Genomic DNA, 25,589 nt, shown 5'->3' on the forward strand with positions numbered 1-25,589 from the left:
GCATCATCATTGCACACCGAGCAGAAACCATAGTTTCAGCTACGCGAACCATTCATTTAGAGAAGCCCCAATAGGTGTAAATTTTGACAATAACACCACGACACGACCACCGCTGCGCCAATAAATTACACGTGATAATGCAACTTAAGCAGATAGAACAACAGTAGCCACAAAGCTTATTAAACCAAAGGACGGGGCGCAGCATTGGCCGTACCAAATTAAACAGGGCTATTCGCCTATCAAATCAGAGCTGAAAAATACAATAATCTTAGTTCCTTTAATTCCATTATTTATAGATATTTGACAGTTTTATTATTAGATAAGGTTGAAAAAGTAATAGGAGGTAAAGGCCCTCTCCGGGCAGTTCCTCACGGGTGTGGTGGTGAATTTGGTTATCGAGGATACAAAGGCAGCTTGTCTGGCTGCCTTACAGCACGCACGTGCCGTGTGCGGTTCTATCTATTCAGACCTACACAAAATCGCATGTCTACTAGATAAATAGTGGGGGACCTTCTCCCCGTTTACATTATTTAGAAAGCCATATAACATGCCTGAAGGAGGTTTGTCCGAATTCCAGATGCTAAAGTAGTCCAGAGGTAAGCCTCCAGAAATTAATAAGTTATTGTTTTTATGGTGGACTATAAGCTCTTCCAGCTCTTCAAAGGTTGACATTTTCCAACCATCTTTATTATTAAAACTCATTTTGACGAGGTCATTACAATACCTTTCAGCTTGGCCGTATGGATTATTTTCGTTCTCGTAATTTTCCAAAGTTATTCCTTTACCATCTCTTCTAAACAGTGCATAAGGGTAACTATCATTATGAATTATCGCATAAGTTCGCCCTTCGTTTTCTTCGATATTAGAAGCGGTGTACCCTAACCTGTCCATAAATTTTTTTCGTGGAACAAATAGGTACTCTTTGCCGTCATATGTATGAGACATCACACAAGTCCCATCCAAGGACTCTACTTGGGCTAACGTCAGCGCTTTATCACATACACCTTCCATAACATTGACGATTAACTCAGCTTTTATGTCTTCAAACTCGGCTTCTATCCTTGTGTTATTATAAGAAGCACCTGATGGATCCCAAACACCGGCTTGTACCTGGTTATCCTCTGTGAATGTAATGTTTGATACATTATCTAGTATTCTCAGCTCGGCTTGTTCAGTAAGGTCTTCTTCCCCATTTTCATAGAAACCAATTATCCGCAATTTCATCTTACTATTTGCGGGAACAGATAATTGCCCTTCGGGGGGAAGTATTTTTATTTCGACTAAATTACCTAAGGCATTGGGTTCTATTGGAGTTGGCTTCGGCTCTGAGGGTGAGGTTGATACATCTTCTTTGGACACACTAAACACAGTATCGCCCGATATAGCATCTTCCTTGTCGCTACAGCCTGCTAGCACAATCCCTATTAAAACAATGAGCATGTATTGTCCGTACATTTATTTAATCTCCTTTTCAGAAAAATTACGCTCACTTCTTCCGAACATTAAATTAACGTTCGGAATCAGAAATACGTGAATCCGTAAGATTAAACTTATTTAATTTTCAAATAATATTATTAATAATAATTAATCGATAGTTTATAAATTTATGCTCGTTTGTTATTTCACTACCCAATCCTTCAATCTAGTACCTTAATAAAAAGTTGTGCGACTGCACCCTAACTCTTTACTGAGCGTATGCTTATTCATCCCTTGCTCTGCAAGCTCTTGAATGCGTTGTTGAAACCTGCTTATTAGGAAATCGTCCGAGGTGTGCGAGCTCGCTCCCTACCCTCGTTACAGCGCTGTAAGATGCGTTTTCTTTCCATCTCTGCGAACACCGAAATGGTGGTATAGATAACCTGGCCCACATCACTGTTGATGTCCAAGTCTCCTAGATCAATGAAAAACCAAACCTGCGTTCTTTTGCGCTAGCTGATGCAATTTGCAATGCATCGATAGTATTACGAGCAATACGGTCGACTTTAGTAACGTGAATGACGTCCCTTCCCTCACAAAGTCCAACAACAGACTAAGCTGTTCTCTATAGGAGGATTTACCACTCGCCTGTTCTTGGTAAATTTTTCACAGCCTATGGCTTTAAGCTGTTCAAGTTGAACGTTTGGTCTTGAGTACTAACACAGGCATAACTGATTTTCATAAAACGAACCTTAAAGTGAACATTAAGATACCTTTATGTACATTGTTTCATATTACCTCCAATCGCAGAATCATACAAATTGGTTAAATCGTTCGATTCGTTTATAATGAACGAAAAGGAGAATGTTATGCAATCACTTACAGCTAATACAGCTAAAACCAAATTTGGCGATTTGTTGATGAAAGTTCAACGTGAACCCATACAAATCAATAAGAACGGCTCACCAGTTGCGGTGATGATGTCTTGTGAAGAATATGAGCAACTTGAAGCTCTGAAATTGATGGTTGTTAAATCACGCTTCGAACAAGCAGAAGCCGACGCTCTATCAGATAACCTAGTTGACGGTAACGACTTCATGAATGCATTTGACCAAGGTAAATTTGATTAATGATGCACTATAAGCTTTCTTCTGCAGCGCAATCTGATCTCATTGAGATTCGTCGCTATACATTAGAGCGAAGGGGGCAAATACAATGGACTACTTACTTTTCAGAACTAAAGCAATCTATGGAATTACTGGCGAACAACAAGTTGCTCAGCATAGAAGTTTTTGAACTGGGCCAAAACTACTTCCGGTTTCCTTTAAAGCACCATGTAATTTATTACATCCAGAAACAAGAGCACATAGTTATTGCAGCCGTTCTGAGTAAACACATATCTCCAGCTAAGCACTTTTCACAAATCTCTTAACCCTCAAGCTAATTTAAGGGTTAACTTGCGTTGCTTAATATAGTCACGCAGCGTACTCGGCTCTTCATCGAACAATTTTTCTGTGGGACTAATCCCCAAGCCCATCTTTAAGTACTTCCTTCGCTCTCATCGAGATAAACTCACGCTCTATTTCTGCCGTAAGTCCTAGCACCGTAGCGGTTATGCAAGATTGCATTAAACCATCCAGTGGTAAGTTATGTTTAGCTATATAAACATTGATCTTCTTTTCCATACGCACTTCAAGTACCTCAAGCACTTGTAACATCGAACGAGCAATTCGAATGACTTCAATAAACACGATGTAATCTCCGTTCGTCATACCCTCGACTAACTTACGTTACCGCCATTTTTTCTTTCCTGTTGCCACATCTAGGCTGTTTGAGGAGACTCTTAAATACGCGTAGTTCGCCATGCTTTCTCCTTAAGTAAAAGCGTTCCAAACTGAACAAGCTGAGCGAAAAAATTGAACGAGTAACAGAAAGTGCGAACAGTGTCAGATAAGAAAACAGCACCGGATGTCGGTGCTGTTCAAAGTGTGATAGGTTACTTACAAGACGTCTCTAAGGTTTTTTCGCTCTTCAATTTCTTTTTGCTCTGGAATAGTTCCGGGCAGTGTGATTTTTTTTGGGTTTTGCTTAATGCTTTGCGCTGAGCGAGCAGGCTTAGACGCCTTAGATTTTAAACTGAATACCTGTGGATTAATAGTGAGGCTTTGTCTCACTTCAACCGCAAACTCTTGATTTTCATTTTCAGGTAAATAATTGCTCTTAAGATATTTAATCGACAAAGATTCTTTGTTTCTCTTTAACGTAAACAAGCACTTTGTTAGTCGCATTACCGATGTTAAACCTGCGCCTGATGCCATGGTAATTTCTTGGTTACCGCGGATCTCATCTTTATTTACATGATGGACAAGCAACAAACTGGCACCTGATTCACTGGCAAGGCTCTGAAAAACATTTTTGATTAAGCGATCGTGTTTTACCTCTTCACAACGGCCTATTGATTCCGTCACCGTATCCACTATCACTAAGTCGAATTCCGAGAAGGTTTGCTTGAGTTGTGCTAAATACTGCTTATGTTCTGCCTGTTCTTGTGCAGAGCTATCTGGCGGGATCACTATCGGTTCAATATCGGTTAGAAAGTGGAGATTATTTTTTAGCTCTGACTTAATAGTGGCAGTGCAATTAGTCAGCTTTTCTTTCATGCGAGATTGAATCACGCCAACTCCGTCTTCAGAACTCAATACCAAAGTTTTTGCGGGTTTTCCGGCCGCGCTCATCCCGAGTAAAGACATTGAAGAAGCGTGTTCCATTGCAATACACAATGCTAGATGAGACTTACCGACATTAGGCGCAGCAATCAACATGCCTACATGTCCTTTAAGTAAACCTTTCAGGCTGAAGCTTAGGTTTTGACTTGCAGATGAAGACATCAAGCTATCAAGAGATTGAGTGTTCATGATCCACCCTCCCCTATATAAAATATCTGTATACCATTACCTACATCGCGAAATTGAAGGCTAAAGTCTTTTTCGATTTGTACGGCATTAGCCAACAAATCTTTTCTGAGATCACTACGGAAGCTATGGCTGACTTTTGAAGCAATAGATTGAATGTAGCTATCGAGTGCCCACTCAAACTTCTTGTTGTGTAAGAATTCAGCTTTATGCGTAGTAATGTATTTTAAGAATGAACGAACCGACGGTTTACTGTAGTTGGTCATTTTGTGTTGTTCTAATCGATAGTAGTAACCATGGTCGCGTATTGCTTGCAGTAAACGCATATCTGGCACTAAGAACACGTGGTTAGTGAGGTTCTTACTGTTCTTACGACCTGTTTTGAATTTACTTCGATCACAATAAAATCGGTAATCTTGAACAAACTCTAACGGCTTTTTGCTGACTACATTCTGCTCTTCATCAAGTTCATTTATCACCAAGTGAGCCGTTGCTAACTGAGTAATACGACGCTCTATTTGATCATAGTTCGCGCGAGTGGTCGCCATACCCATTCGGGTTGCTAACTCATACATACCCATTGACAGAACAGTCGCATCTCGATCAATAAATGAATCGAAACCATCTTGTTGAGTATCAGAGATATCACCGTCCGTTATGGTTTGGTATACCTGAGACCAGGTTAAACGTGAGCCAGCATCATAAGAATTGTCGTCCAATTGAATAGTTTGGGCATAGGCCAGCATGGTTTCTAAGATATCTCGATGTGGTTGAAGTAGGTAATCAACATGCAGATCAACTCTGAAGTTTTTTCCATAACTGTTAATATTCACGCTTTCTAATGGATAGTTAGGATCAGTCCCCCCGCTTTGTGCAATCTCAATGAGTTTGGATTGCATTGTGGATGTTAAGCGTGAAGCTGGATGAAAGATGGTAGCTCTCGAAAATAAAATGGATGAGATAAACCGATTTTTACGGTCTTCTTCATTAATAACCGTCAAACTAGAGCTAGATGTTGAAGTCATGATCATTACCTAATAACGCGATAGTATTATTCTAACAGATAACCTTACTTACCTCACCAACTTCGGTAGATGTCTATATGATTTCGGTAAATATCTATAGTACATCACATAAATTATGTATAAATATCGGTAAATAACCACTTACTTCGGTAAATGTTTACTTGAGTGTTAAGGATCAAACTAACTATTGGATTAATAATCAAGCCTATGTTTTGATCGTTTTTTAGACAACTTTGCCTAATAACCATAAATTAAATTTAAATTATGATCTTCCCTATCTTCTAGATCGGTTAATGTTAACAGTGAAATTCTTTAATTCGGTAAATGTTTATATTTTTGATCGTTTAATATCAATATTTCTTCGGTAAATATTGATATTACTTCGGTGAATATCTATATGATTTCGGCAAATGTTCATATTTTTAGGCGGGTACTAAGAAACTAGAACCTTTAGGATCTAGTTTTATAACAATACCAACTTCACTTAGGTTCAGCCGGTGACTTAACGAGCAACGTCAAATCTCTAGGGAGCTTTGACGTTGCTCATTAAGTAAGTGTTAACACTCTAACAATCTTATTTGATCCATTAATTTTTTGTTATGTATTTGCATCTTAGGGGATTACTACTCTGATCGTTGTAGGTATTCACCAGTGATATAAAATAAATGGGGGGAACTAAGTTTTTAGCTTGGTAAAAATAGTAAGTAACAGTGTCACAGTGTCTAGATGGAAACACGTTATGTGGATCATTGATTGTTAATGATCCAAGATGCTTTCCATTAAATTGTGATCGTAAAGAAACCAGTTTGCTGTCAGACAATTACTGGAGTGTACAATTTAGGTAGGGAGATGAAATACATTGCAAAATGGTCCCAAGACAATAAAGTACATTCAGAACATTATAAGCCTTGGAGGAGGCTCAATTTGATAAAAGTGGATTTCTTGGCTGATTATCTTCTTGATACTCAAGCTTTACTTCGATGATACGCATAAACTGACTAGAAAGCACAGATAGTACGTAAATGTTTACTATCTTTCAAAGTGTGGTTAATGGCGTCAAGCAAGGACTACTTCTTCTATCTTTTTGGCCTATTATCACGTCTTTTTCACAGCTAATTAACTTAGTAAGCGATGTAAGTTAGACACAGCAAAACCTTGATTTGGTTTATGGTTGTGGGTGCTTGGTGATTTACAGATGTTAGGAATGGGAAGAAGGTCAACGCGTGTTGATTAATGTTTTCCTTATATGGATTAGTTTATTTGGGTTCAGTGCTGCTTACGCCAATGATTGGGGGATGAGGATCCCTTGAGAAGAAGCTGAGTTGCTTCCGTCAGAAATCAAGTCTTACGACCCCCCCTACTTTAAAAGTTAAAAGGTTAAGATCCCCACTATAATGTCTCAACCCATACCCTCCCGCCGGCACCAAAAGTGGATCCGGATTTAATTTTTAATACTGTACTTAAGTGCTACCCAGAGAAGAGTAAGCTTGGTGCTGGCATGAATTCAATATCGATGAATATGACCCAGAAGGATGGCTTGAAGCCACAAAGCATTACATTGGGGTTATTGGCAAGATGCCGTTTTACTCGACAACTGAACAATCTCGCGAGCGGAATGGGAGTATCAACGTCGTATCGCCACAGTTACCTCAGTAGCAAGCAAGCTATCGATCGATAGAAACTAATGGGGCTTTATCTCTTTTTGGTGGTGATGTATGAAGCTACATATACCGATTGGATTGTGTATATCGGAGCATTCTGATAATCCATTTAGGTTTAAACCGATCACTGATTCCCGCTGTTTTTCAAGCAAGTTGTCGTTTTTTTACAATTCAGTAACACTAATGGTTACGCTGCACTTTTTAGGGTCAAGTACACCTCATAGATATAACTCCAGTCTCTTGTTTGCCGATTCTGCCTGGATGAGCCAATTGAGTCTGGCCGTAGATTTATATACGCTGACGGAGAGTCTCGTTATCCTCGCTGCATTGTCTCTGTTGAGGTGTTATATACTTTATGCTCATTATTTACCAATCTACAAAGTTATCCATCCAACATTGAGCTTCTTCAATGGAAGATAACCCATCAAGTGGCCAAGAAGGGCAATACTTTATTGGTTTAAACAACGACTCTAAGTATGGGTTGTCATTGCTTACTCAAGGCCTAGAGTAAGGTAAGATCTACTACTCCAAGGGCATACATCTTTGCAAGTATAGTGTAGCTTCTCATAGGAGCACCGTTGTCAGAGTGTAGTGCTCCTATGAACGCACCTTTCTCGCCATATTGTCCTTTGGAGTAACTCTGCTTCCTATTCCCCCAATTCCAGACCTGATTTGGTTTGCAGGCTTTTTGTATCTTTGGTGCGAGTTCGTTTGCTTAGCTGATTGGTTTTAGTACTCGATAAAATTTTGACTTGGAAGAAATATAAATACCTTTGTCAGCCAACATTGGAACTATGATATTTGTTGGTAAATCTGCATACTTTGGAGCATTGCAGGTATCTAAGATCTGCTGTCTTTCTGTTTCTGATTGCTTGTTGTGAGGCTCATTTTTATGAAGGTGTTGTCGCTTGTCGTCTGAGATTTCTCCTGTATTCTGTGTCCAGCGCTGAAACGTTCGTATGGACAATCCAATGGGTAGTGCAAGCTGTTGTCTTTGTTGTCCCCTTACGTACAGCTTCGTCAACAATAGTGACAATTTTAAGCCGCTCTGGAATAGGAATCAGTCTTCCTCGCTGGTTTCCCTGAGGGCATTGAACTTTTCCCGCAGAATCAGGTAATAAAGCCGTTTCAGTGCGTGATTTCTCTTTACGTGCTAATTCTTTTGTCTAGATTTTTTATTTTTCGGCGATATTCACGTAGTTGCTTATTTTCATTGTGTGATAATGAGGAGGCCGATGTTGTACTCTGTGCCTTGATTGATAGTGTTCGCCAAGCTTTAACGTCATCGACAAATAACCCTTTAGCTTACAGTATTCAGCCAACTCTCGTTCAGACATTGTTGCAGTATCAATTACGATGAAAAATAGCTGCTCTGTTGAATAATCAGTTGTGTTATTTTCTAATGACGATTCTGTTGATAATAGACCGCTTTCAACAAGTTCATTTATCCACTTAGATACCATGGAAGGACTCACTTCTAATTCTTTAGTAATTAGGAATGAGTCCAATTATACGGTGGTAACAACCAAGTTTGACCTTTACCTTCAAAAACTCGCTTTCCTCTCCGCTCTACTTCCGATACTTATTCACAATTAAATGGCTCAATCACACATTAATTGTTGGCGCTATTTGCGCTGTAATTTCATCGCCTCATTGTGTTGAAGGTGTAACTGCCCCCAATTGGTTTGAATACGTGCTTAAGCTTGGTAATAGACACATCAAGCATCGAGGCTCTACGCATGTATTTACTCATGGTTACTCGCTGCCCTCGCCTTTATTTCGGTTTAGGATTCCTACGGGATCGGGATGGCATTTGCTTGGGGCGGCGCTAGCCATATCTTGATTGATGTGATGACAGTGTCTGGGGTCCCTTTCTAGCCTTACAGCGACAGAAGTTTTTATTTGTTTGGAGGAATATTTCGGACAGGCTACCCAATTGAATATGCTATTTCGGCCGGAGGGGTGATGGTGTGTACTACCCTCTCCCACCTTACTTGTGGGACTGGTTTTCACCTTTTCTTTTTTGATTGGGATGCATGTATCAATAAGGTGTGATTGAGGCGCTTGAATGGAAAGCTAATCGTTTTAGACTAATTTAAATACGGGGAAAAGTTGTCAATGCTCAGCCTGAGCATTGACAACTTTTCCCCGTATTTTGAAAGATAATATTAGTGGGTTGATTTGTGTTTTTTCCAATAATCAAAACTATTGAGTAGTGCTAGTTCAATACCTTGTCCGTGATATTGACACGATACATAGAACCGTTCGATATAAGCATAGAAAGATGGAGCTCGTTGTTGGATTACTGGCTTTTTTTTAGGATAATGAACACTGATTATTAGGTAGCCTACTATTTGTTTCTTTTTTGTTTCAGCGACAAAAAAATAAATGTTTTTATTCTCGATCTTTTCTTTCATCAAGGATTCGGTGAAAAGTAAGTCAATAATTCTTAGATTACTTAAGTTGTAATCATTCAAGCTGTATTCGTTTTGCTCTCTGTTGTAATGCCTAATTTTACTGTGGCTGCCTGCCAGCTGTTCATGACATAGAGCATTGATAGAGGATATGTCGTTGATAGTTGCTTTTCTTATTCGCACCTTAATCTCCTTTTCCTTCGTTACTTCTTGTGAAGCAAAACAGTAAAATGCTAAGCAAACACCTTCTATGCTTATAGTAATTAAGGATAATTTATTGGCTGATAGAAGGTGTCGCATAAACGTAGTATTCATAAGCGCGTTGTTTTAAGGCTTGGATTAATGTACTGGGTAGGTTTCTTTCTTTTACCCAAGATTCAAACACTTCTATTGATTGAAAGGTGATAGAAGAAACAAGGCTAGATTGTTGAACTAAGTGATTAAGCCAGTAAAGTGTCTGCAAATCTTCTAATGGTGCTCTAGGTAGTTGTAGTCGTCCTTGCCTAACCTTTCCCTTGAGATAAGGTTTAGCTGAAACCTCAAAAGTGTTTTTTTTTGTGTTGGATTCTGAAAAAGGGTCTGGGTCTATCAGTATTGTGCTATATCGGACATAGAGTAGGTACTCTTGCTCCATCTCACTAAGTTCATTGAAAGAATCTATTTTATTCCTTGGAATTGTAACCTCATGTATAGGGAAGTTTTCATCATTGAGCAACTGAAGCAAGTTGATTGGTTCCGCTGAGTAATGCTCTAGTAGTCGAGAAATTGATTTCCAATGATGTAGTAATTCTTTGATCAACCCCATGGTGATAGGGCCTTCGGGATAGAGCTTGTACATATATTTAATGTCTTCTTCGTTTGAAATAATATGATCTAAAGAAAACGTATTGATTAAAAAAGCAGGATGTACATAAGTTGCGATGTTTCTGCCTTCTACACTAAATGGGTTATCAAATAGGATGACTTGAACTTCAACTTTTTCTAAGGCGTTTCTTAAAGCATTAAACAATACCTCATTGGGTTCGGAGAGATAAATATACACCCTTTTTTTCACAGTTTTAGTCGTGACAGTAAGGGGGTGCTGTGTTGTTGGATTATATGAAAAATGAGACGTTGCAAAGTAGCTAGAAAAAAGAATGATATTTGGAGATGCCCCTTTCTTTTTTAACATCCCTTTTAGAATAAGACACCCACCGATCATGGATGACATAAGGATGATTTGCTTTAGATTTTTTAAGCAGAGTTCAGAAAAAGAAGCCAGCACATCACAATAAGCGTGAGCGGGAGTCGCTAGGACTAACGTATCCCAGGAAGAGGGAAGGGGAGATAAGTCTGTATAAAGCTCATCAAATTTAATAAGACCAACTAGTGGTGCTAATTGTGGATTACTTACTTCACAGTTAGCAACGTTTTCGTGCTGTCGCATTAGTCTTTTTCTATTCTCCCATTGATGAGAACTTTTGCTTATGAGAGCTATTTTTTTGCTAAAAGGAGAAAGAATCTGACTGGTTTGAATGCCGGCGGGTCCTGCGCCTACAACTAATGTATTGCCTAGAATCATAATAAAATCGCTATCTCTATTTTACCAGAAAGGTATCTTTATTTTCTTTATCAATACCATGATTTTCTATAGTAAAACTATAGAGAATATATCTTTTATTTAATTATTATTATTAATAAAAATTAATGACTTAGCTTTACTCTCCTTCTTGCCAATTGCGCGTGAATTTGAATATTTTCTTTCTTGGGAAAGCGCAATTTTTTGGCCTCTCCAGTTCCATTTTTTACTTAATATACCTTGTTTATTAATAGTTAATTTACGCTGAAATTAATATCCAAACCCATTTTTTGGGTTAATTTTAATGAGGTTGGATTGAGAAAAGCTAGAAGCGCCTTAATCCGTAATTAATCAGGGTGGAATGTACTGACTACAGAGTTTTAGTTATGCCTTCCCCAAGCACTCATTTAATAATAAAAATGTCTGGAGAAATACCTATGTCAGTAAGTAGCAATAATCAAGAACATCCGATGGATTCACACTATTTGCCGGAGCCTTATCGAATCAGGGTTATTGAACCAGTTAAAAGAACAACGGAGCGAGAACGAGAGCAGGCGCTGATGAAAGCAGGGTACAACCCTTTTTTATTAGAGAGTGACGATGTGTTTATCGATTTGCTGACTGATAGTGGTACAGGTGCAGTGACGCAAGCCATGCAGTCTGCAATGTTGAGAGGTGATGAGTCGTACAGTGGCAGTCGAAGCTACAGGACACTTAGTCAAGCGGTAAAAAATATTTTTGGTTATAATTTTACCATCCCCACACACCAAGGGCGGGGAGCTGAACAGCTATATGTCCCCGCTTTGATCAATAAATGTGAGCGAGATAAGGGGCTAGAACGAAACAAAATGGCTGCATTTTCAAATTACTTTTTTGATACCACACAAGGGCACACCCAACACAATAACTGTCGAGTGATCAATGTGCCTTTACCTGAAGCTTTTAATACTAAAATTAAAGCAGACTTTAAAGGTAACTTTGATTTGAAAGCGCTCGCAGCTGGAATCGAAGAGGTTGGAGCTAAAAACGTGCCTTATATTGTGAGCACGATTACTTGCAATTCTGCAGGTGGCCAGCCAGTCTCTATTGGAAATCTTAAGGCTGTTTATGAATTAGCGAAATCTTATGATATCCCTGTTGTTATGGATTGCGCCCGCTTTGCTGAGAATGCTTATTTTATTAAGCAGCGTGAAGTAGGCTATTCAGAGTGGAGTATTCAAGAGATCACTAGAGAAGTGTTTAAATATGCCGATATTTTTGCTATGTCAGCAAAAAAAGATGCAATGGTTCCTATTGGGGGGCTACTCGCTTTCAAAGACGATAGCTTCTTAGATGTGCAGTTGGAATGCAAAACGTTATGTGTGTTATTGGAGGGCTTTCCAACATATGGAGGCCTCGAAGGTGGGGCGATGGAACGTTTGGCTGTTGGGCTTTATGATGGAATGGAAGAAGACTGGTTAGCGTCACGCTTGCAGCAAGTCGAATATTTAGTTAATGGCTTAGAAGCGTTAGGGGTTCGTTGCCAGCAAGCGGGTGGGCATGCTGCCTTTGTTGATGCTGGTGCATTATTACCTAATATTTTACCAGAACAGTTTCCGGGACATGCTTTGTCTTGTGAGCTTTATAAGGTGGCAGGAATTCGAGGTGCAGAAATCGGTTCTTTATTACTAGGGTGTGATCCTGAAACAGGAAAGCAGCTTCCTTGCCCAGCTGAATTGTTTCGTTTAGCTATTCCCAGAGCAACCTATACACAGGCCCACCTTGATTACATTATTGCCGCTTTTAAAGAAGTAAAGAAACGTGCTTCATCGATTGCAGGTTTAAAGTTTACTTATGAGCCTAAGGTATTGAGACACTTTAACGCTACATTTGAACCTGCACTTTAAGTCGTGCCCCTTTGCATACAGCAAAGGGGCTGTTTCTCTTTTTCTGAAAAATTAAAGAGTAATGAGGGTTATGGGTTAGTGTGATAGCTTTCTAGGGGCTGATAAACTAAGTTGTTTTGAGAGGCTAAGATGATGAATTTAAGTTCATCTTTTTTAGCTAGGCAGATTTGGCTCGATTGCTTATTGACGTTGACGTTGACGATGTCAAATGTGTGCCAAAAGTAGAAATAGCTGATTATTAGTACAGAGAGGGTAGTAGAAGATAAGACCACAAGAGCCCATTGATAGAGTCTTAGGTAGTTATTGGATGTTCTTTTGAAATGGTTAGAATGAAGTGATTTTATCGGTTTGGGTGGGTCTAGAGAAGTTTCAAACTCAGGGATATGGAGCTTGTAACCTTTTCTTGGAACATTAACGATCTTTATACTATCAAGTTCTAATACTTTTCTGAGGTTGGTAATAGCGACTGGCAAAGAGTTAGGGCCGATGATATCCGGGTTACCCCATGCAGCAATGACTAACTCTTCTTTAGTCGAGATAGATTCTTCTTTTTGGATCAGAGTTTCTAATATGCAGCTTTCAGGCAGGGTGATTGAAAATGATTTTTGATTACTGAGAATGAGTTGAGCCCCCGATTCGTCTCTTTGCAATACGCAATTACCTATAGGTAGTTTTACGTTGTCCAATTGTGCTCTTAACATAGCATTTCTCCATATTCTTAGGGGGGGTTATTAGGTTATATCTAGACTTAATATAATGGTTCATATTTTGAATTGAAGTGTGAGTTTTTTAAAAAATGAAATTGTGCCACCAATTTCATATTAAGCTAAAGGTGAGATCTTTACCTCTTTTTTCTTCTAAGTAGATTTGCATCCAACGCCAGTCTTTATCCTTACAGGCTTTAAAGGTGCAATGAACATTTTTGCCCTCAACGATATCATTGTCGCAGAAGTCGATAAATGATTGGAAAGAACGGCATATAAGTGTCTCCATACCCCAAAACTCCTTTTGAGAATGTATTCATATCGTACCCTTTCAATTTATAGTTATACATTCTGAATTTTTAATAAAAAATGATTATTAATAAACGTGTTTAACCATTAGTTTTTACTGATTTATATTATTTATAGATAAACCAGTATAATAACATTAACTTATACGTTATTAGCTGGGTGAGTATATGAAATTATAAATTCTTTATTTATATAGGATAGAATCCTTCAAAAGAGCAGTCCTTATGAGGTCATGGTTTTTTTAGTGTAGTAGGAAATAAAAGGAGGGTGAGAATACTAGAAAATAATCAGTTGTTGATGTTTGTTACGGTGGTTTTTCTTTACGCCTTCCAGCTATGCTTTATAGTGTCGCTCAGACGGTTTTGCTACGGTTTTTAGTCACTTCCCTCGTAAAATCTTTTGGGATAGCGTGTTTGTCGATGTTCTCAACCCGAAAGTAGCATTATTTTGCTTTTCTTCCCCAGTTTGTAGCGCAAGAATCGGAAATATAGATTGTTTTAGGGTGGGATTAACTCAAGGTCTTTGAGTTCATTTATTAGCCATAAATTAATGGTTTTTTTGTCAGGTTTTAACCACCATTTAAACGTTGGCTCACCTCGAGTCAAGCACTCTGCACTTAGCCAATTTTTTTGGATATAGAGGATGAAGTCATGCTAAGTCTAATAATGAAGTTCCCCAAACCTATTTTGTTATTAATGGCTTAGTCGTGTTACTTGTAGTCATCCTATTTTTTTGTAGGATTCTAGTGATTATAGAGAAGGAGAAAGGCTCCGAGGAAATAGAGCCTTTTTTGAGAGGGTTACTGATGTTTACCTAGTATTGATTGGATAGCTTCATCAAGTTCAGCTTGAACATCCTTGGATAATCGCCCAAATTCATACGAGAAGTTACGGCCTTTCACTCTTTTACGTGCGAACATACCTTTGCTGTCGAATTCAGCTAACAAAGTCACGGTAGCTTTGTCTGATTGTTGTTTGGTTTCAACAATCTTTAACTCAGTTTTAATGCAAGTAATCAGCTCGTCTTTGGCGTCTTCTTGGCTCTGCTCAGGCTGAGCATTGACAGCTTTACTGGTTATTTTTTTTATGAAATTACTCAAAGCTTTATTATCATTGGTAAAGGCTTTCATCACTTTAGCTAGCAGTGAATAATCAGTATGAGACAAGTCGTTAACGACAGGGAATAGTGCAATCAATTTACTGTCAATACTGGCTGCTTTTAGCGCTCGACCTACTGCTTGGCGGCTTATATTTAAGATTTTTGCCGTATCCTCTTGAGTGAGTTCGCCGTTCTTCATGAGAGTTTGACACTGTAATCCAATTTCGCGCTGGTTGTGCTCTTTTGCGGTTTGCAACTGTTTTGCTAGTGCTTTGGCATCGGCAGTAGACAGTTCGTCTTGGGTGACGAGAATTCGAAATGTTTTTACGCGGCCTTCTTGAAATAAGAACCAAGCACGGCGGCGAGAGCCATCAAGCACATCGATACGACCATCTATTTCGCGACCAACAGCAGGGTAAAACTGTTGAAACTCTAACGAGTTTAAATCTTCCAATGACTCTTTGGTTAGCAAAGATTGGTCACGGCCATTAACATCAAAAGTCACAAAAGAGTTCTGCTTAACCTGATCGTGTGACAATGTCACTTCGTTAAAGGTCGCTGTTGAACCAGAAGCTAGTTGCCAAACCATTTTTTGGCCAACGGACTCTAATCCGAATGTCGCTCTAAGGTAATCTTCAGCGTTTTGTCCACTTTTTTCTAGCTCAGTGCTGAGTTGATTTGTGAGTGTGTCTAAATTAGCTTTGGCCGCGGACTGTTGTGCTTGCGCTGAACCAGGAGCATTGCCTAGAGGGCTACCGCCACGTTTTTTCGCCATTATTTGTTCTCCTGTTCACGCCAAACGTTGAGAAGATCGCGCAAGATCTGGCTTGTCACTTCATAGCTGTTTTGTTGCGCGCTTTGGAAGGTTGCTTTGCTTTTCGGGTATTCACTTTTGGACAGGTCAAACACGGTCGAGAGTAGGGAAGATGACTGGCGGACAGCTTCGCTGTGCTTAAACTCTTTAGAGTACAAGTAAGGAGAGAACTGATCGTACAGGTTATTCATTAATTCGGTCGTGGTTGAGCTATCACGATGGTTAGTAAGTAGTATTTTCATGAAGTCGTAGCCTTCATGGTTTGCGTTCTCTAACAGCGCCCACACTTGTGGAATGTAACTGAAGTAAGAGCAGGTAGCATCAATGTCATTCTCTGTAATCGACAAAGGGAACACTACATTCGTTGCGGCAAAATACGCGTTAAAGGTCGCATAGCCGAGCGAAGGTGGGGTATCGATAATGATGATATCGAACTCGTCTTTAACGTTATCTATGATGTCTTTTAGTAGTGAATAAGGTGAAGCTAAGGTTTGGCCGAACACTTGCTCATGAAACCAACCTTCCATCGCCCGATCACTTTGTGCTGCAGGTAAAATGCGTAAGTTTGGGATAGTCGTTTCAAGAAAGGCTTCAGAGATAACTTGTTCAACGGTTTCACCTTCATCAAGATCGAAGGTTTTCATCATCAGATCACCAACAGACAAGTTACCTTCTTGCTCGGCTTCGGGGGCGTAATACATTGAAAGTGTGGCTTGGCCATCCATATCTATTAAACCAATACGGTACTCTTGGTGAAACTCGGTCGCTAAACCTGATGCGATAGTTGCGGCAGAAACGGTTTTGCCAACCCCGCCTTTTTGGTTCTGGATAACCATCACTTGCGTTTTTTGCTGCTCACTGCGTATAAACTTATCGTCTTTACGTAGATTATTTGGCAGTAGGTTACGTACCTTGTACATTTCCGCGATATCGATCGACCATTGGGAGTCTTCATGACGACGAGGATCTATCTCAGCGGCAGTAACGTACCGATCAAGCGTTTTTGCATCAATGCCAAGGTAGGTTGATGCCTCTGCTCGGGTGAAGTTACGCAACTCTTTGCGGTGATTAGCCAGTAAACGTTGATTGCGACGTTGAATATAAGCGTCTGCACCGGTTTTAAGCGCTTGAAACGTGGTTGTAGTGTGTTGGTTTTCCATTTCTGCCTCCATATAGGAATGAGAAATAGTATATACCTCATTTTTTGATGTTGGTATCTAAAATTGAGGGATTTTTTATTTTAACAAATATTATGACAAATCAATAAAGCAGAACACTTAAATTATTTATTAATTACAAGTATTCATTTTCCAAATCCGTATTAATAATCAACTGAATAACAATAAAGTTGAGCTGAGTCGTACAACCCCATGACAACAACAGGAAGTTATTGATATGAGAGAAAAAGTCCCATTTACGGAGAAAGCCAAGCGTTTTTGGTTAACGCTTGTCGGTGCTGGCGTTTTTATCACACCAACGTGGACGAGTGCTGCTGAAGAGAAGGCTCTAAAGGGTGCGGTGGATTACTATGTGTTTGGTTTAACGTCGAGTGAAAACTTGTCGGATCAGGAGAGCAGCGCAGCGGCTGGCATAGCACGCATTACATTAAATTGGCTTGCATATCAAAAAGAGAGTGATACTGGAGCTTTGCAGCTGAGGGTCGATCATAAGCACGGTTATACAGATAGTACGCCCTCTGAGTTTGTCATGGATAATGTCGGAGGGTTTGGTTTAATCCAACCCGCTTTTAGTGATATAGGTTTAAGGTTAACGAATCTTTATTGGACACAAACCTTTAATAAACAATCTACCGATATGATGGTTGGTTTTTTAGATACGACTGATTATGTTGATACTTATCAGTTGGGTAACCCTTACTATGGTTTTTCTAACTTACAGTTTAGTACCGGTTCCGGTTCCATCCCAATCCCAGATGAATCAACATTCGGCGGCGTTCTACGCCATATGATGTCGGAAAATTATTATTTTTATGCAAGTTTCTCTGATGCAAAAGCTGATTCGACTAAGCCTTTCGATGGTGTTGAACAGTTCATTAATGATAATCAATACTTTAAGTCCCTAGAAATAGGTTGGGTGGAGTCGAAAGACGATTTTTATTTGAAGAATTCACACCTAACCGTTTGGCACAGCGATGGGCGAAAAGAGCAAGCTAGCGAAAACTATGGCGCAAATTGGTCGTCCATATATAAAACGGGCTCATGGATACCATTTTTCAGAGCCGGTGTCGCGCAAGGACCTGAGGCTCTATACAAATCTTCTGTCGTGTTGGGCTCCGGATATAGTGGGGTAGGGCCTGGTCTGCTTGGTGTTGCTGTTGGTTGGGCTAAACCGAATAGCCCTAGGGTAGTGGACGAATCTTATAACTCAGAAATTTATTACCGAATCAATTGGGGGCCGATTTCCCTAACCCCTAATGTGCAATATCTTTATTCTTTACCGAATAACTCAAAAGCTGATGACAGCTGGGTTGTTGGTTTAAGAGGTAATATTCACTTCAGTTTTTAATGTAAGCCAAGCCGTTCTTACCTAAATCACAACGGGAGAGCGGCTCTTTACGATGAGGCTTCAAATCTGTACCTAGAAATTAAATTAATTACCAATAATTAATTTATAAAAGACACGGGATTTATATATTTTTATTTGAATATTAATAAATTGGCGGACCTATGATTACCAAGGGTAGAAGAAAAGGTTCCTTCTCTCGAGACAAGATTCAGCTGGATTACAATGTGCTCGAAGGAGCGCGCCAAAGAATATTGTACCTTCTCGATAACTTTAGCCACTTTTATGTCTCGTTTTCCGGTGGGAAAGATTCTGGTGTTCTTTTGAATTTAACTATCCAAGAATCAAAAAAACGTGGTCGATTACCTGTTGATGTACTCATTGTCGATTTCGAAGCCCAATACCATGAAACTCATGCTTTTATTGAGCGTATGGTACTTCGTGGTGAAGTAAATCCATACTGGGTTTGTTTACCGCTGAGCTTAAGAAATTCAATTTCACAATTTCAGCCTAAATGGCTTTGTTGGGATCCTGATAAGGAAGCGCAATGGGTCAGAGAGATACCACAACATGAAGGCGTGATTTCCGATCTGGAGTATTTCCCGTTTTTTAAAAAAGGTATGGAGTTTGAGGATTTCGTCTTTAAATTTGCTCGTTGGTACCAACAAAAGAAAGACTCGCCAATTGCTGTGCTCATTGGTATACGAGCGGATGAGTCTTTACATCGTTTTAAAACCATTAAAAATCGCGCCAAAAAGAAATTAGATGATAAATATTGGACGACTCAAATGCAGAGCGATGTCTACATGGCTTACCCTCTTTATGATTGGAGAACTCCAGATATTTGGATCGCTAACTCGCGCTTCAATTGGGATTACAACTGTATTTACGACTTAATGCATAAGGCTGGCGTTCCTCTTTCACAGCAACGGCTTTGCCAACCTTTTGGGGATGAGCAAAGAAAAGGGCTTTGGTTATATCAAATTTTGGAGCCTCATACCTGGCAAAAATTAGTAGCCAGAGTTGAAGGCTGTAACTTTGGCGCTCGGTATTCAAAAAATCAGGGCCGTATCCTTGGTTATTATCGCTTTGAATTACCACCGGGGCTTAGCTACCGGCAATACAGTAAATACCTTCTAAAAACTATGCCGCCACATGTTGAACAACACTATCGTGATCGAATTTTTAAATTCTTACAATGGTGGCGTAAAAACGGTCCTCAAAAAGGAGTGACCTGCATCCCCGATTACGCAGAGAGTAAATTGGAATCTAGGAAGCAAGTTCCTAGTTGGAGAAGAATTTGTAAAGTACTGATTAAAAATGATTATTGGTGCCGAGGACTCTCTTTTGGGTACAACAAGTCCTTAGCAAAGCAATACCATGCCCTCTATGGAGAAGAGAGTAATACTAATGAAAAGTGAGCCTATTCTAGCTTATCAGCATCGTCCCAAGAAGCCTTTGAAATCTATCAATCACTCGAACAAACAAGTAATTGATAAGGTAGCAATTTACAATAAAGCCGCCAAAGTACTCATCGAGCTTATTCCTGATTTACCGCCGGCTTGTCATGTTGAAATGCTTCCACTTGATGAAATAGAAGCTAACCAATACAACCCGAATAAAATGGCGCCTCCAGAAAGTAACCTCCTAAAAACGTCGATGGAGAAAAATGGCGTAACTATGCCTATTTTGGTCAATCGTTTAAAGAATGCAGCGAAAAAATACGTCGTTATCGATGGCTTCCATCGTTATCAATTACTGTTAAATAACCCAGAGTTACAAGCCTTAAAAGGTTATATCCCCGCAGTGGTACTTAATTTACCTGAAGAAAAGTGTATGTCGGCATCTGTTCGTCATAACCTTGCGCGAGGCTCCCATCAAGTAGAGCTCACTGCAGACCTTATCATTCAGCTTAAAGAAATGGGTTGGACGAATAACAAAATTTGTTACGAACTAGGGATGGACCAAGATGAGGTTTTACGATTGCAGCAGGTCACAGGCCTTGCAGCAGCCTTTAAAGATCAGGATTTCTCCCGCTCATGGGAATAATCCTTTAGTAAGATGAAAACCAAGACGAAATTTATTCTGTTTAAGTCTGATTATGTGCCTAATTTAGTCTGTAATTATTATTTTTTTCTAAGATTTAAGCGCTAGAGTCCAGATTCTAGCGCTTTTTTATAGTCATCCCTCAGAAGAAGAAATTAGATAGAACGGATGGGGTGGTGATCATACATAAAAGCAATGTCGGACTAATGAAAGGTAACCACTTATGGATAGTACAAAACAGGTTATGGACAGTGCAAAACCAGCAATAACAACCAAGCCGCCCTCACTTATTGGAGGTGCTTGCATCGTCGCATGTATTTGCGTTGGTGCTGGTATGCTTGGGCTCCCAGCTGCTGGGGCTGGAGTTTGGACCATCGGGGCTTTAATGGCTTTGGTTTTCACCATGATTATCATGACAACCAGTGGTTGTTTATTGCTCGAAGTTTTAAAAGATTACCCTTACCGGTCATCTTTCTCTTCCATAACGAAAGATTTGTTAGGTAAAGAGGTTAATTTCTTTAATAACCTAATGATTTACTTTGTTGGGGGGATCTTGCTGTATGCCTATATCACCTCTTCAGGGCTAATTTTGAATGAATATTTTGGTATTGCCCCCCAACTAGCCTCCATCCTTTTCGTTTTTATCTTTTCCGGGCTAGTTTGGCATTCAACAAAAATGGTCGACCGTATTTCGATTGTGCTAATGCTTTTTATGATCTTTAGCTTTAGCTTTGGCACCGTAGGCCTTTGGTTTAATGTTAATCTCAGTACTTTGCTTGATACTGCTCATTTGAAATTTGAGTATGCGCAATACGTTTGGGTCTTTTTCCCCATTGCCTTGACTGCGTTTGGGTACCACCATTGCGTCTCAACATTAAGAGATTACTACCGTGAGGAAAGGCTCGCACAAAAAGCCATCATGGGTGGAACGTTCATCGCTCTTTTTACTTACACCGTTTGGTTAATGAGTATTTATGGGAACTTACCAAGAGTAAGTTTCGGACCTATCATTGCCGAAGGTGGCAATATAGATACCTTACTCATTAGCTTAAAAGCAGTATTAGCAGAAGAGACGTTATCAAATGTCATTAGCGCTTTTTCCGCGGCCGCTATTTTGTCGAGTTTTATAGGAGTTGGCTTGGGGGTATTCGATTTTTTAGCTGATTTATTCCAATTTGATGCCACTTCGAAAGGCAGAACCAAAACTTGGGCGGTCACATTTATTCCGCCGTTGATTTTCTCTCTTCTCTTTCCTTTCGGTTTTCTTGCTGCAATTGGTTATGCGGCATCGGCCGCTGCAATTTGGGCATGTATAGTACCGGCCTTGTTAGCAAGGAAATCGAGGCTGCAAGTAACCTCTCACAATTTTGAGGAGAATGAAGAAGGTCATAAAAAATCAAAGCCTTACCAAGTACCGGGAGGAGAGTTGGTGTTGGTTGGTGTATTTATTTACGGTGTGGGCATCATTGTGATCAATATATTAGTTATGTTCGAAGCACTGCCCGTTTTTGAGGGAGTTTAACCTTAATTACTTAAGTGGCACACCGTGTCACTTAAGTACCCGCATTAAAACTGGTTTTGTTGCGTCATTCATTGAAACTAAATTCAGAACCTACGATCTGCTCAGCTACATTCACTCTCTCTCGTAGCCTTATTCCTAAAATTCTTCAAAAAACAACTAATTGGGATCAATATAACTAATCACTCATTAACCGTGGTTCTCTGACCTTTTAGATTGATGAAGATGCAGTATGGCTGGGCGCAAAGCAAGTTGTAACATATATCCGAACGCTTTCTAGGTCATCTGTGCGACCTGCGCCATGATGTATTCCGCTCCTTAGTGTCTATTCAAAGCCACGGTTTCAATGAACTTGTTACGTAATAAGATTGTCGTAAGGGTAGTTCATCGTTTTTCATCAGCTATTGTACTCAGTTGCGTATTCAATAAGTACCTTTTCAATTACATAGGCTTGAAAGGCGATTAACGTCGTATTCACAATCAGTGACTAAAACATGCCGAAAACTGCTGACCATTCTGAAATTTTTTCACCAGAACTAATTTCACTAACAATCGAAGCAGTTAAGATCGGGTCAAAGCTGGGGATATTCTTAATCGCCTTGTCACTCGGACTCTGTTGGCTCAGGTGTAGTGATGCACTGAATTTTGCCGCTAATGTTGATAAAGTCACAGTATAAGGTTTGCAGTAAGTTTCTCATTACGTGGGATAACTCAGTTAAATCAACCACCACGAAGGTTTATCTATTTGGGCTTGTTTTATATACAAGGAGCCATTAATTATTAAAGTGAGCTATTGTTTCTTCAAAGAAAGGTATATACATGCGAATACAATAGTGATGCTGCCTAATGCCGTCATCCAGCCTGGAATCTCATGCCAAAAAATAACCCCCCAAAGTAAGTTGAAGACCAGACCGATATAGCGGGTGACTGCAACCACTCCAGCATTTTCATGACTGAATGCTTTTGTTAAAAAAACTTGCCCAATCAGTGATACAACACCAATGGCAATCAGATAAATCCAGGTAAGGCCCTGTGGTATCACAAACTCATCTTTCATTAAGTAACCTGATACCAGCATAGCAGTGAAAAGAAAGTAGAAAACAATCTCGTAAATATGGTGGGTCTTGCTTAGGTGGCGAATAGTAATAGAGGCTGCCGCTGCGAAAAAAGCACTTGCTATCCCTGCTAGTGCGTAGAGGTTAAACGTGTCAAAGTTAAAAGGATTAACAATTAAAGCGACTCCGACTAAAACGAGAGGCAAAAGGAGCGCCGCTTTTCTAGGCAGCTTTTCGCCTAGAATCAGGCTGGAAAGCAATATAACGAAGAACGGGGACAGGTAAGCCAAAATGATGGCATCCGTTAGAGGCATGTGGGCAATGGTGTATACAAAAGCCAGCAGATAAAACGCCCCAAACAGACCTCGGAGCAGAAGCAATGGAATACCCGTGGTAGAAAACCTGATATTTGTTTGCCACATTAACCACGAAATCAGAACCGTTCCTATGGCGCTTCGAAAGAAGACAATTTCAGAGCTAGGAATCGTTAAGCTGGCCGCTTTAATAAGTGCGTTCATAACACTAAAAATAAAAGCAGAAAATATAGCTAACGTTACACCGTTACTCATGAGTCTCTCTCTAAAGCTCGTTTGCTCGGCGTACCCACTCGAGGTATTTTTGCGCTTGAGTGTGACATTCTTCAATCAAGAGGTTAGGGAGTTGAGACTCTCTTAACCAAGATTCGAACATGCCTAATACACGGTTGATGCTCGGTAATGCAATCCCATGTTCTATACCCAATACTTGAAGCCAGTAAAGAGTCTGTATATCTTCTCTGGGTATTCGAGGTAAATACAATTCGCCTTCCTCTACCTTGCCTTTGGTGTAGGGCACGGCAGAGAAGTCGAAGTAGCATCCATTGGTATCCGGTTTAGAAAAAGGATCTATCAGAATCGCACTATATCGTACGTAAACTAAATATTCCTGCTCTATTGGTGTGAGCGACATGAATTGTTTAATTTGACTACGATGGATGGTTTCTGGATGCACAGGGTAGTTGTCATCATTGAGAAATTGTAACAAATTAAATGGTGTTCCGTTAAAGTGCAGCATCAATCTTGATATATCGCGCCATAGTTCAACCAAAGTGTGAATGGTTTCGGTTGTGATCGGCCCCTCAGGGAAAAGTTTGTACATGTACTTAACTTCTCTCGTCTCACTTAAGATATGATTGAGCGAGAATGGTGTAATGAAAAATGCGGGGTGAACGAAAGAGGTAATGTTTCGTCCCTCGACGCTAAATCCATTTTCCAACTCGACAACTGCGACACTGACATCTGCTAAAGTTTGAGCCAACAGATTCAGGACTGCACATTCAGCTTGACTGGAGTATGCATAAATACGTTTTTTTACTGCTTTTGTAATGACACGAACCCCAGCTTGTCCAGTTATGAATTTAGTGGCTGCAAAGTAATTGGAAAACACTAGCACATTAGGGGCTAAACTCAGCTCTGCAAAAATACCTTTTACAAGCTGGTGCCCTCCAAATAAGGATGAAATGAGAACCACTATTTTTATAGTGCTTAAACAAGATTTGGGTAAAGCTACCAGAACATCTGCATAAGCATGAGATGGTGTAACTATAACTAATGTATCCCATTCTCCACCTACTGCTCGTAAATCTTCAAAAATAGCATCAAATATCACTTGTCCAGCCAGTGGCTCCAAAGAGGGTTTTGCAGCAATAACATGTGCAATACTTTCGTTGTGTAAACTTTCGAACATGGCTTTCCAGCGCTCGGATGAGCGGTTTACTAACCCTAATTGTTCGCACTGGTTTTTAATGATTTTTGCTGTCTGAAATGCGGCTGGACCTGTGCCTACGATTAATACTTTTCCTAATGAAGCCGTCATTCTGCTCGCTCCATCAAAACGGTATCATATATAGCTGTATCGTTTGGGATCAGTTTTGTTCCCCATCCTTCAATGAGGTTAGGGTTAAAAGGGTAATTGAATGCGGATTTCAAACCGTTGCCAAACCGGACTAAGATACGGTGAGAGCGGTTAAGGTGGGGTTGAAGTTGCTTAAGTAGTTCCCATTTGTGTTCTACTAAAGATGCGATTACGACATGGGTTGGTCGAAAAGAGACGAACTCAGTAATTAGATCTTTGCAGCTAAAAGTGGTCGACAAGTGAGATAAGTCTAGTTGATTCGCCATCGTCACTGCTTGCTCATCAATATCGAGGCCATGAACTACAGCACCGGTAAACTGAGATATAGTGAATGCAGAAATCGGATACGAACCAGAGCCGATAAACAGCACTCGTGAGTTGTTTCCAATCCCTGCGTTCTTTAGTTCAATTTTGGTGTTTTCAGACAGTTGGTATAAATATTCACTGAGATTGAGCTGATGCTCTCTGGCACATTGGGATTGATGCTTCTCCAACATACACAAGGCTTTTATGGTAGTTTCACGAAGTTGTTTAATTCGACGGTCATGCTCAGGGGTAACCTCCAACTCTTTGCTAATGGCCTGAGGGTTTTCTTGCAAAATCCAAGAAGATAATTCATCCAGCTTCTCCTGCAAAAGGGCAAAACACTCACAATTTTCAAGACTGTAGTGCGTCAGAGCTTGGATCTGAGATTCAAATGTAGATATAGCGATTAATAATTGATAATGCCTGTTATTCATTGTCATAATAAATTCC

Annotated in this window: 18 protein-coding genes and 4 pseudogenes; 9 read left to right on the forward strand and 13 right to left on the reverse strand. The window is 39.9% G+C overall.

Annotated features, from left to right (window positions below; all coding sequences use genetic code 11):
* Positions 1–459: 459 nt before the first annotated feature.
* A complete protein-coding gene (locus tag F0228_RS20645) occupies positions 460–1,455 on the reverse strand; it encodes a hypothetical protein (RefSeq protein ID WP_171750934.1) in 996 nt (331 codons plus the stop codon).
* A 195-nt stretch (positions 1,456–1,650) separates the two neighbouring features.
* Positions 1,651–2,158, reverse strand: a pseudogene (locus F0228_RS20650) (recombinase family protein).
* A gap of 127 nt (positions 2,159–2,285) precedes the next feature.
* On the opposite strand from F0228_RS20650, the gene F0228_RS20655 reads away from it, so the two are divergent.
* Together F0228_RS20655 and F0228_RS20660 are read left to right on the forward strand one after the other, a co-directional pair.
* A complete protein-coding gene (locus F0228_RS20655) occupies positions 2,286–2,546 on the forward strand; it encodes a type II toxin-antitoxin system Phd/YefM family antitoxin (protein WP_171388186.1) in 261 nt (86 codons plus the stop codon).
* Positions 2,546–2,848, forward strand: a complete 303-nt coding sequence (locus F0228_RS20660) for a type II toxin-antitoxin system RelE/ParE family toxin (protein WP_171388187.1) — start codon at positions 2,546–2,548, stop codon at positions 2,846–2,848. Before F0228_RS20655 ends, F0228_RS20660 begins: the two co-directional genes overlap by 1 nt.
* A gap of 3 nt (positions 2,849–2,851) precedes the next feature.
* On the opposite strand, the pseudogene F0228_RS20665 reads toward F0228_RS20660, so the two are convergent.
* The 3 genes and pseudogenes from F0228_RS20665 to F0228_RS20675 all read right to left on the reverse strand — a co-directional run bounded on the left by F0228_RS20665 (position 2,852) and on the right by F0228_RS20675 (position 5,353).
* A pseudogene (locus F0228_RS20665) lies at positions 2,852–3,281 on the reverse strand (recombinase family protein).
* Between the two features lie 135 nt (positions 3,282–3,416).
* On the reverse strand, positions 3,417–4,331 hold the full coding sequence (locus tag F0228_RS20670) for an AAA family ATPase (RefSeq protein ID WP_171388188.1): 915 nt from the start codon (positions 4,329–4,331) through the stop codon (positions 3,417–3,419).
* Positions 4,328–5,353: a DNA mismatch repair protein gene (locus F0228_RS20675; RefSeq protein WP_105058895.1), complete on the reverse strand. Its 1,026-nt coding sequence runs from the start codon at positions 5,351–5,353 to the stop codon at positions 4,328–4,330. The genes F0228_RS20670 and F0228_RS20675 overlap by 4 nt, the downstream gene beginning before the upstream one ends.
* Positions 5,354–6,675: 1,322 nt before the next feature.
* On the opposite strand from F0228_RS20675, the pseudogene F0228_RS25870 reads away from it, so the two are divergent.
* A pseudogene (locus tag F0228_RS25870) lies at positions 6,676–7,014 on the forward strand (hypothetical protein); the annotation flags it as partial.
* A gap of 1,591 nt (positions 7,015–8,605) precedes the next feature.
* A pseudogene (locus tag F0228_RS26010) lies at positions 8,606–9,062 on the forward strand (metal-dependent hydrolase).
* Positions 9,063–9,182: 120 nt separating this feature from the next.
* Here F0228_RS26010 and F0228_RS20680 read toward each other — a convergent pair.
* Together F0228_RS20680 and F0228_RS20685 are read right to left on the reverse strand one after the other, a co-directional pair.
* Positions 9,183–9,611: a GNAT family N-acetyltransferase gene (locus tag F0228_RS20680; protein WP_171388189.1), complete on the reverse strand. Its 429-nt coding sequence runs from the start codon at positions 9,609–9,611 to the stop codon at positions 9,183–9,185.
* Positions 9,612–9,702: 91 nt separating this feature from the next.
* A complete protein-coding gene (locus F0228_RS20685; RefSeq protein WP_171388190.1) occupies positions 9,703–10,989 on the reverse strand; it encodes an opine metallophore biosynthesis dehydrogenase in 1,287 nt (428 codons plus the stop codon).
* 467 nt (positions 10,990–11,456) lie between these two features.
* Here F0228_RS20685 and tnaA point away from each other — a divergent pair, with 467 nt between their 5' ends.
* Complete coding sequence (tnaA, locus tag F0228_RS20690; RefSeq protein WP_171750945.1) at positions 11,457–12,872, forward strand: tryptophanase; 1,416 nt, start codon at positions 11,457–11,459, stop codon at positions 12,870–12,872.
* A gap of 68 nt (positions 12,873–12,940) precedes the next feature.
* On the opposite strand, the gene F0228_RS20695 is transcribed toward tnaA, so the two are convergent.
* From F0228_RS20695 to F0228_RS20705, 3 genes are all read right to left on the reverse strand, one after another.
* Complete coding sequence (locus F0228_RS20695) at positions 12,941–13,573, reverse strand: winged helix-turn-helix domain-containing protein (protein WP_171388191.1); 633 nt, start codon at positions 13,571–13,573, stop codon at positions 12,941–12,943.
* Between the two features lie 1,111 nt (positions 13,574–14,684).
* Positions 14,685–15,758: a ParB family protein gene (locus F0228_RS20700; protein ID WP_105058899.1), complete on the reverse strand. Its 1,074-nt coding sequence runs from the start codon at positions 15,756–15,758 to the stop codon at positions 14,685–14,687.
* The gene (locus F0228_RS20705; RefSeq protein ID WP_108167740.1) at positions 15,758–16,957 is read right to left on the reverse strand and encodes a ParA family protein; all 1,200 of its coding nucleotides are present in this window, start codon (positions 16,955–16,957) and stop codon (positions 15,758–15,760) included. Before F0228_RS20705 ends, F0228_RS20700 begins: the two co-directional genes overlap by 1 nt.
* A gap of 235 nt (positions 16,958–17,192) precedes the next feature.
* Between F0228_RS20705 and F0228_RS20710 the strand changes: the two genes are divergently transcribed.
* From F0228_RS20710 to F0228_RS20725, 4 genes are all read left to right on the forward strand, one after another.
* On the forward strand, positions 17,193–18,323 hold the full coding sequence (locus F0228_RS20710; protein ID WP_171750931.1) for a carbohydrate porin: 1,131 nt from the start codon (positions 17,193–17,195) through the stop codon (positions 18,321–18,323).
* Between the two features lie 161 nt (positions 18,324–18,484).
* Positions 18,485–19,741, forward strand: coding sequence for a DUF3440 domain-containing protein (locus F0228_RS20715; RefSeq protein ID WP_171388193.1), 1,257 nt, complete (start codon positions 18,485–18,487; stop codon positions 19,739–19,741).
* The gene (locus F0228_RS20720) at positions 19,731–20,369 is read left to right on the forward strand and encodes a ParB/RepB/Spo0J family partition protein (protein WP_171388194.1); all 639 of its coding nucleotides are present in this window, start codon (positions 19,731–19,733) and stop codon (positions 20,367–20,369) included. Before F0228_RS20715 ends, F0228_RS20720 begins: the two co-directional genes overlap by 11 nt.
* A gap of 220 nt (positions 20,370–20,589) precedes the next feature.
* Positions 20,590–21,888, forward strand: coding sequence for an aromatic amino acid transporter (locus F0228_RS20725; RefSeq protein ID WP_171750930.1), 1,299 nt, complete (start codon positions 20,590–20,592; stop codon positions 21,886–21,888).
* Between the two features lie 787 nt (positions 21,889–22,675).
* On the opposite strand, the gene F0228_RS20730 is transcribed toward F0228_RS20725, so the two are convergent.
* Genes F0228_RS20730 through F0228_RS20740 form a run of 3 tightly spaced genes read right to left on the reverse strand, consistent with a single transcriptional unit; the run spans position 22,676 to position 25,579 of the window.
* A complete protein-coding gene (locus F0228_RS20730) occupies positions 22,676–23,509 on the reverse strand; it encodes a DMT family transporter (protein WP_171750929.1) in 834 nt (277 codons plus the stop codon).
* 10 nt (positions 23,510–23,519) lie between these two features.
* Complete coding sequence (locus tag F0228_RS20735) at positions 23,520–24,794, reverse strand: opine metallophore biosynthesis dehydrogenase (protein ID WP_171750928.1); 1,275 nt, start codon at positions 24,792–24,794, stop codon at positions 23,520–23,522.
* Complete coding sequence (locus F0228_RS20740) at positions 24,791–25,579, reverse strand: nicotianamine synthase family protein (RefSeq protein WP_171750927.1); 789 nt, start codon at positions 25,577–25,579, stop codon at positions 24,791–24,793. Before F0228_RS20740 ends, F0228_RS20735 begins: the two co-directional genes overlap by 4 nt.
* Positions 25,580–25,589: the final 10 nt, after the last annotated feature.

The sequence above is a fragment of the Vibrio sp. 99K-1 genome, from assembly GCF_013114585.1.
In the GTDB taxonomy this organism is placed as follows: Bacteria; Pseudomonadota; Gammaproteobacteria; order Enterobacterales; family Vibrionaceae; genus Vibrio; species Vibrio chagasii_B.

Excerpts from the sequence above, each read along its gene's own strand:
- F0228_RS20675 (WP_105058895.1), bottom strand. The coding sequence starts at position 5,353 with ATGACTTCAACATCTAGCTCTAGTTTGACGGTTATTAATGAAGAAGAC.
- F0228_RS20685 (WP_171388190.1), bottom strand. The coding sequence starts at position 10,989 with ATGATTCTAGGCAATACATTAGTTGTAGGCGCAGGACCCGCCGGCATT.
- F0228_RS20660 (WP_171388187.1), top strand. The coding sequence starts at position 2,546 with ATGATGCACTATAAGCTTTCTTCTGCAGCGCAATCTGATCTCATTGAG.
- F0228_RS20720 (WP_171388194.1), top strand. The coding sequence starts at position 19,731 with ATGAAAAGTGAGCCTATTCTAGCTTATCAGCATCGTCCCAAGAAGCCT.
- F0228_RS20730 (WP_171750929.1), bottom strand. The coding sequence starts at position 23,509 with ATGAGTAACGGTGTAACGTTAGCTATATTTTCTGCTTTTATTTTTAGT.
- F0228_RS20645 (WP_171750934.1), bottom strand. The coding sequence starts at position 1,455 with ATGTACGGACAATACATGCTCATTGTTTTAATAGGGATTGTGCTAGCA.
- F0228_RS20725 (WP_171750930.1), top strand. The coding sequence starts at position 20,590 with ATGGATAGTACAAAACAGGTTATGGACAGTGCAAAACCAGCAATAACA.
- F0228_RS20715 (WP_171388193.1), top strand. The coding sequence starts at position 18,485 with ATGATTACCAAGGGTAGAAGAAAAGGTTCCTTCTCTCGAGACAAGATT.
- F0228_RS20710 (WP_171750931.1), top strand. The coding sequence starts at position 17,193 with ATGAGAGAAAAAGTCCCATTTACGGAGAAAGCCAAGCGTTTTTGGTTA.
- F0228_RS20705 (WP_108167740.1), bottom strand. The coding sequence starts at position 16,957 with ATGGAAAACCAACACACTACAACCACGTTTCAAGCGCTTAAAACCGGT.
- tnaA (WP_171750945.1), top strand. The coding sequence starts at position 11,457 with ATGGATTCACACTATTTGCCGGAGCCTTATCGAATCAGGGTTATTGAA.
- F0228_RS20695 (WP_171388191.1), bottom strand. The coding sequence starts at position 13,573 with ATGTTAAGAGCACAATTGGACAACGTAAAACTACCTATAGGTAATTGC.
- F0228_RS20735 (WP_171750928.1), bottom strand. The coding sequence starts at position 24,794 with ATGACGGCTTCATTAGGAAAAGTATTAATCGTAGGCACAGGTCCAGCC.
- F0228_RS20670 (WP_171388188.1), bottom strand. The coding sequence starts at position 4,331 with ATGAACACTCAATCTCTTGATAGCTTGATGTCTTCATCTGCAAGTCAA.
- F0228_RS20700 (WP_105058899.1), bottom strand. The coding sequence starts at position 15,758 with ATGGCGAAAAAACGTGGCGGTAGCCCTCTAGGCAATGCTCCTGGTTCA.
- F0228_RS20655 (WP_171388186.1), top strand. The coding sequence starts at position 2,286 with ATGCAATCACTTACAGCTAATACAGCTAAAACCAAATTTGGCGATTTG.
- F0228_RS20740 (WP_171750927.1), bottom strand. The coding sequence starts at position 25,579 with ATGACAATGAATAACAGGCATTATCAATTATTAATCGCTATATCTACA.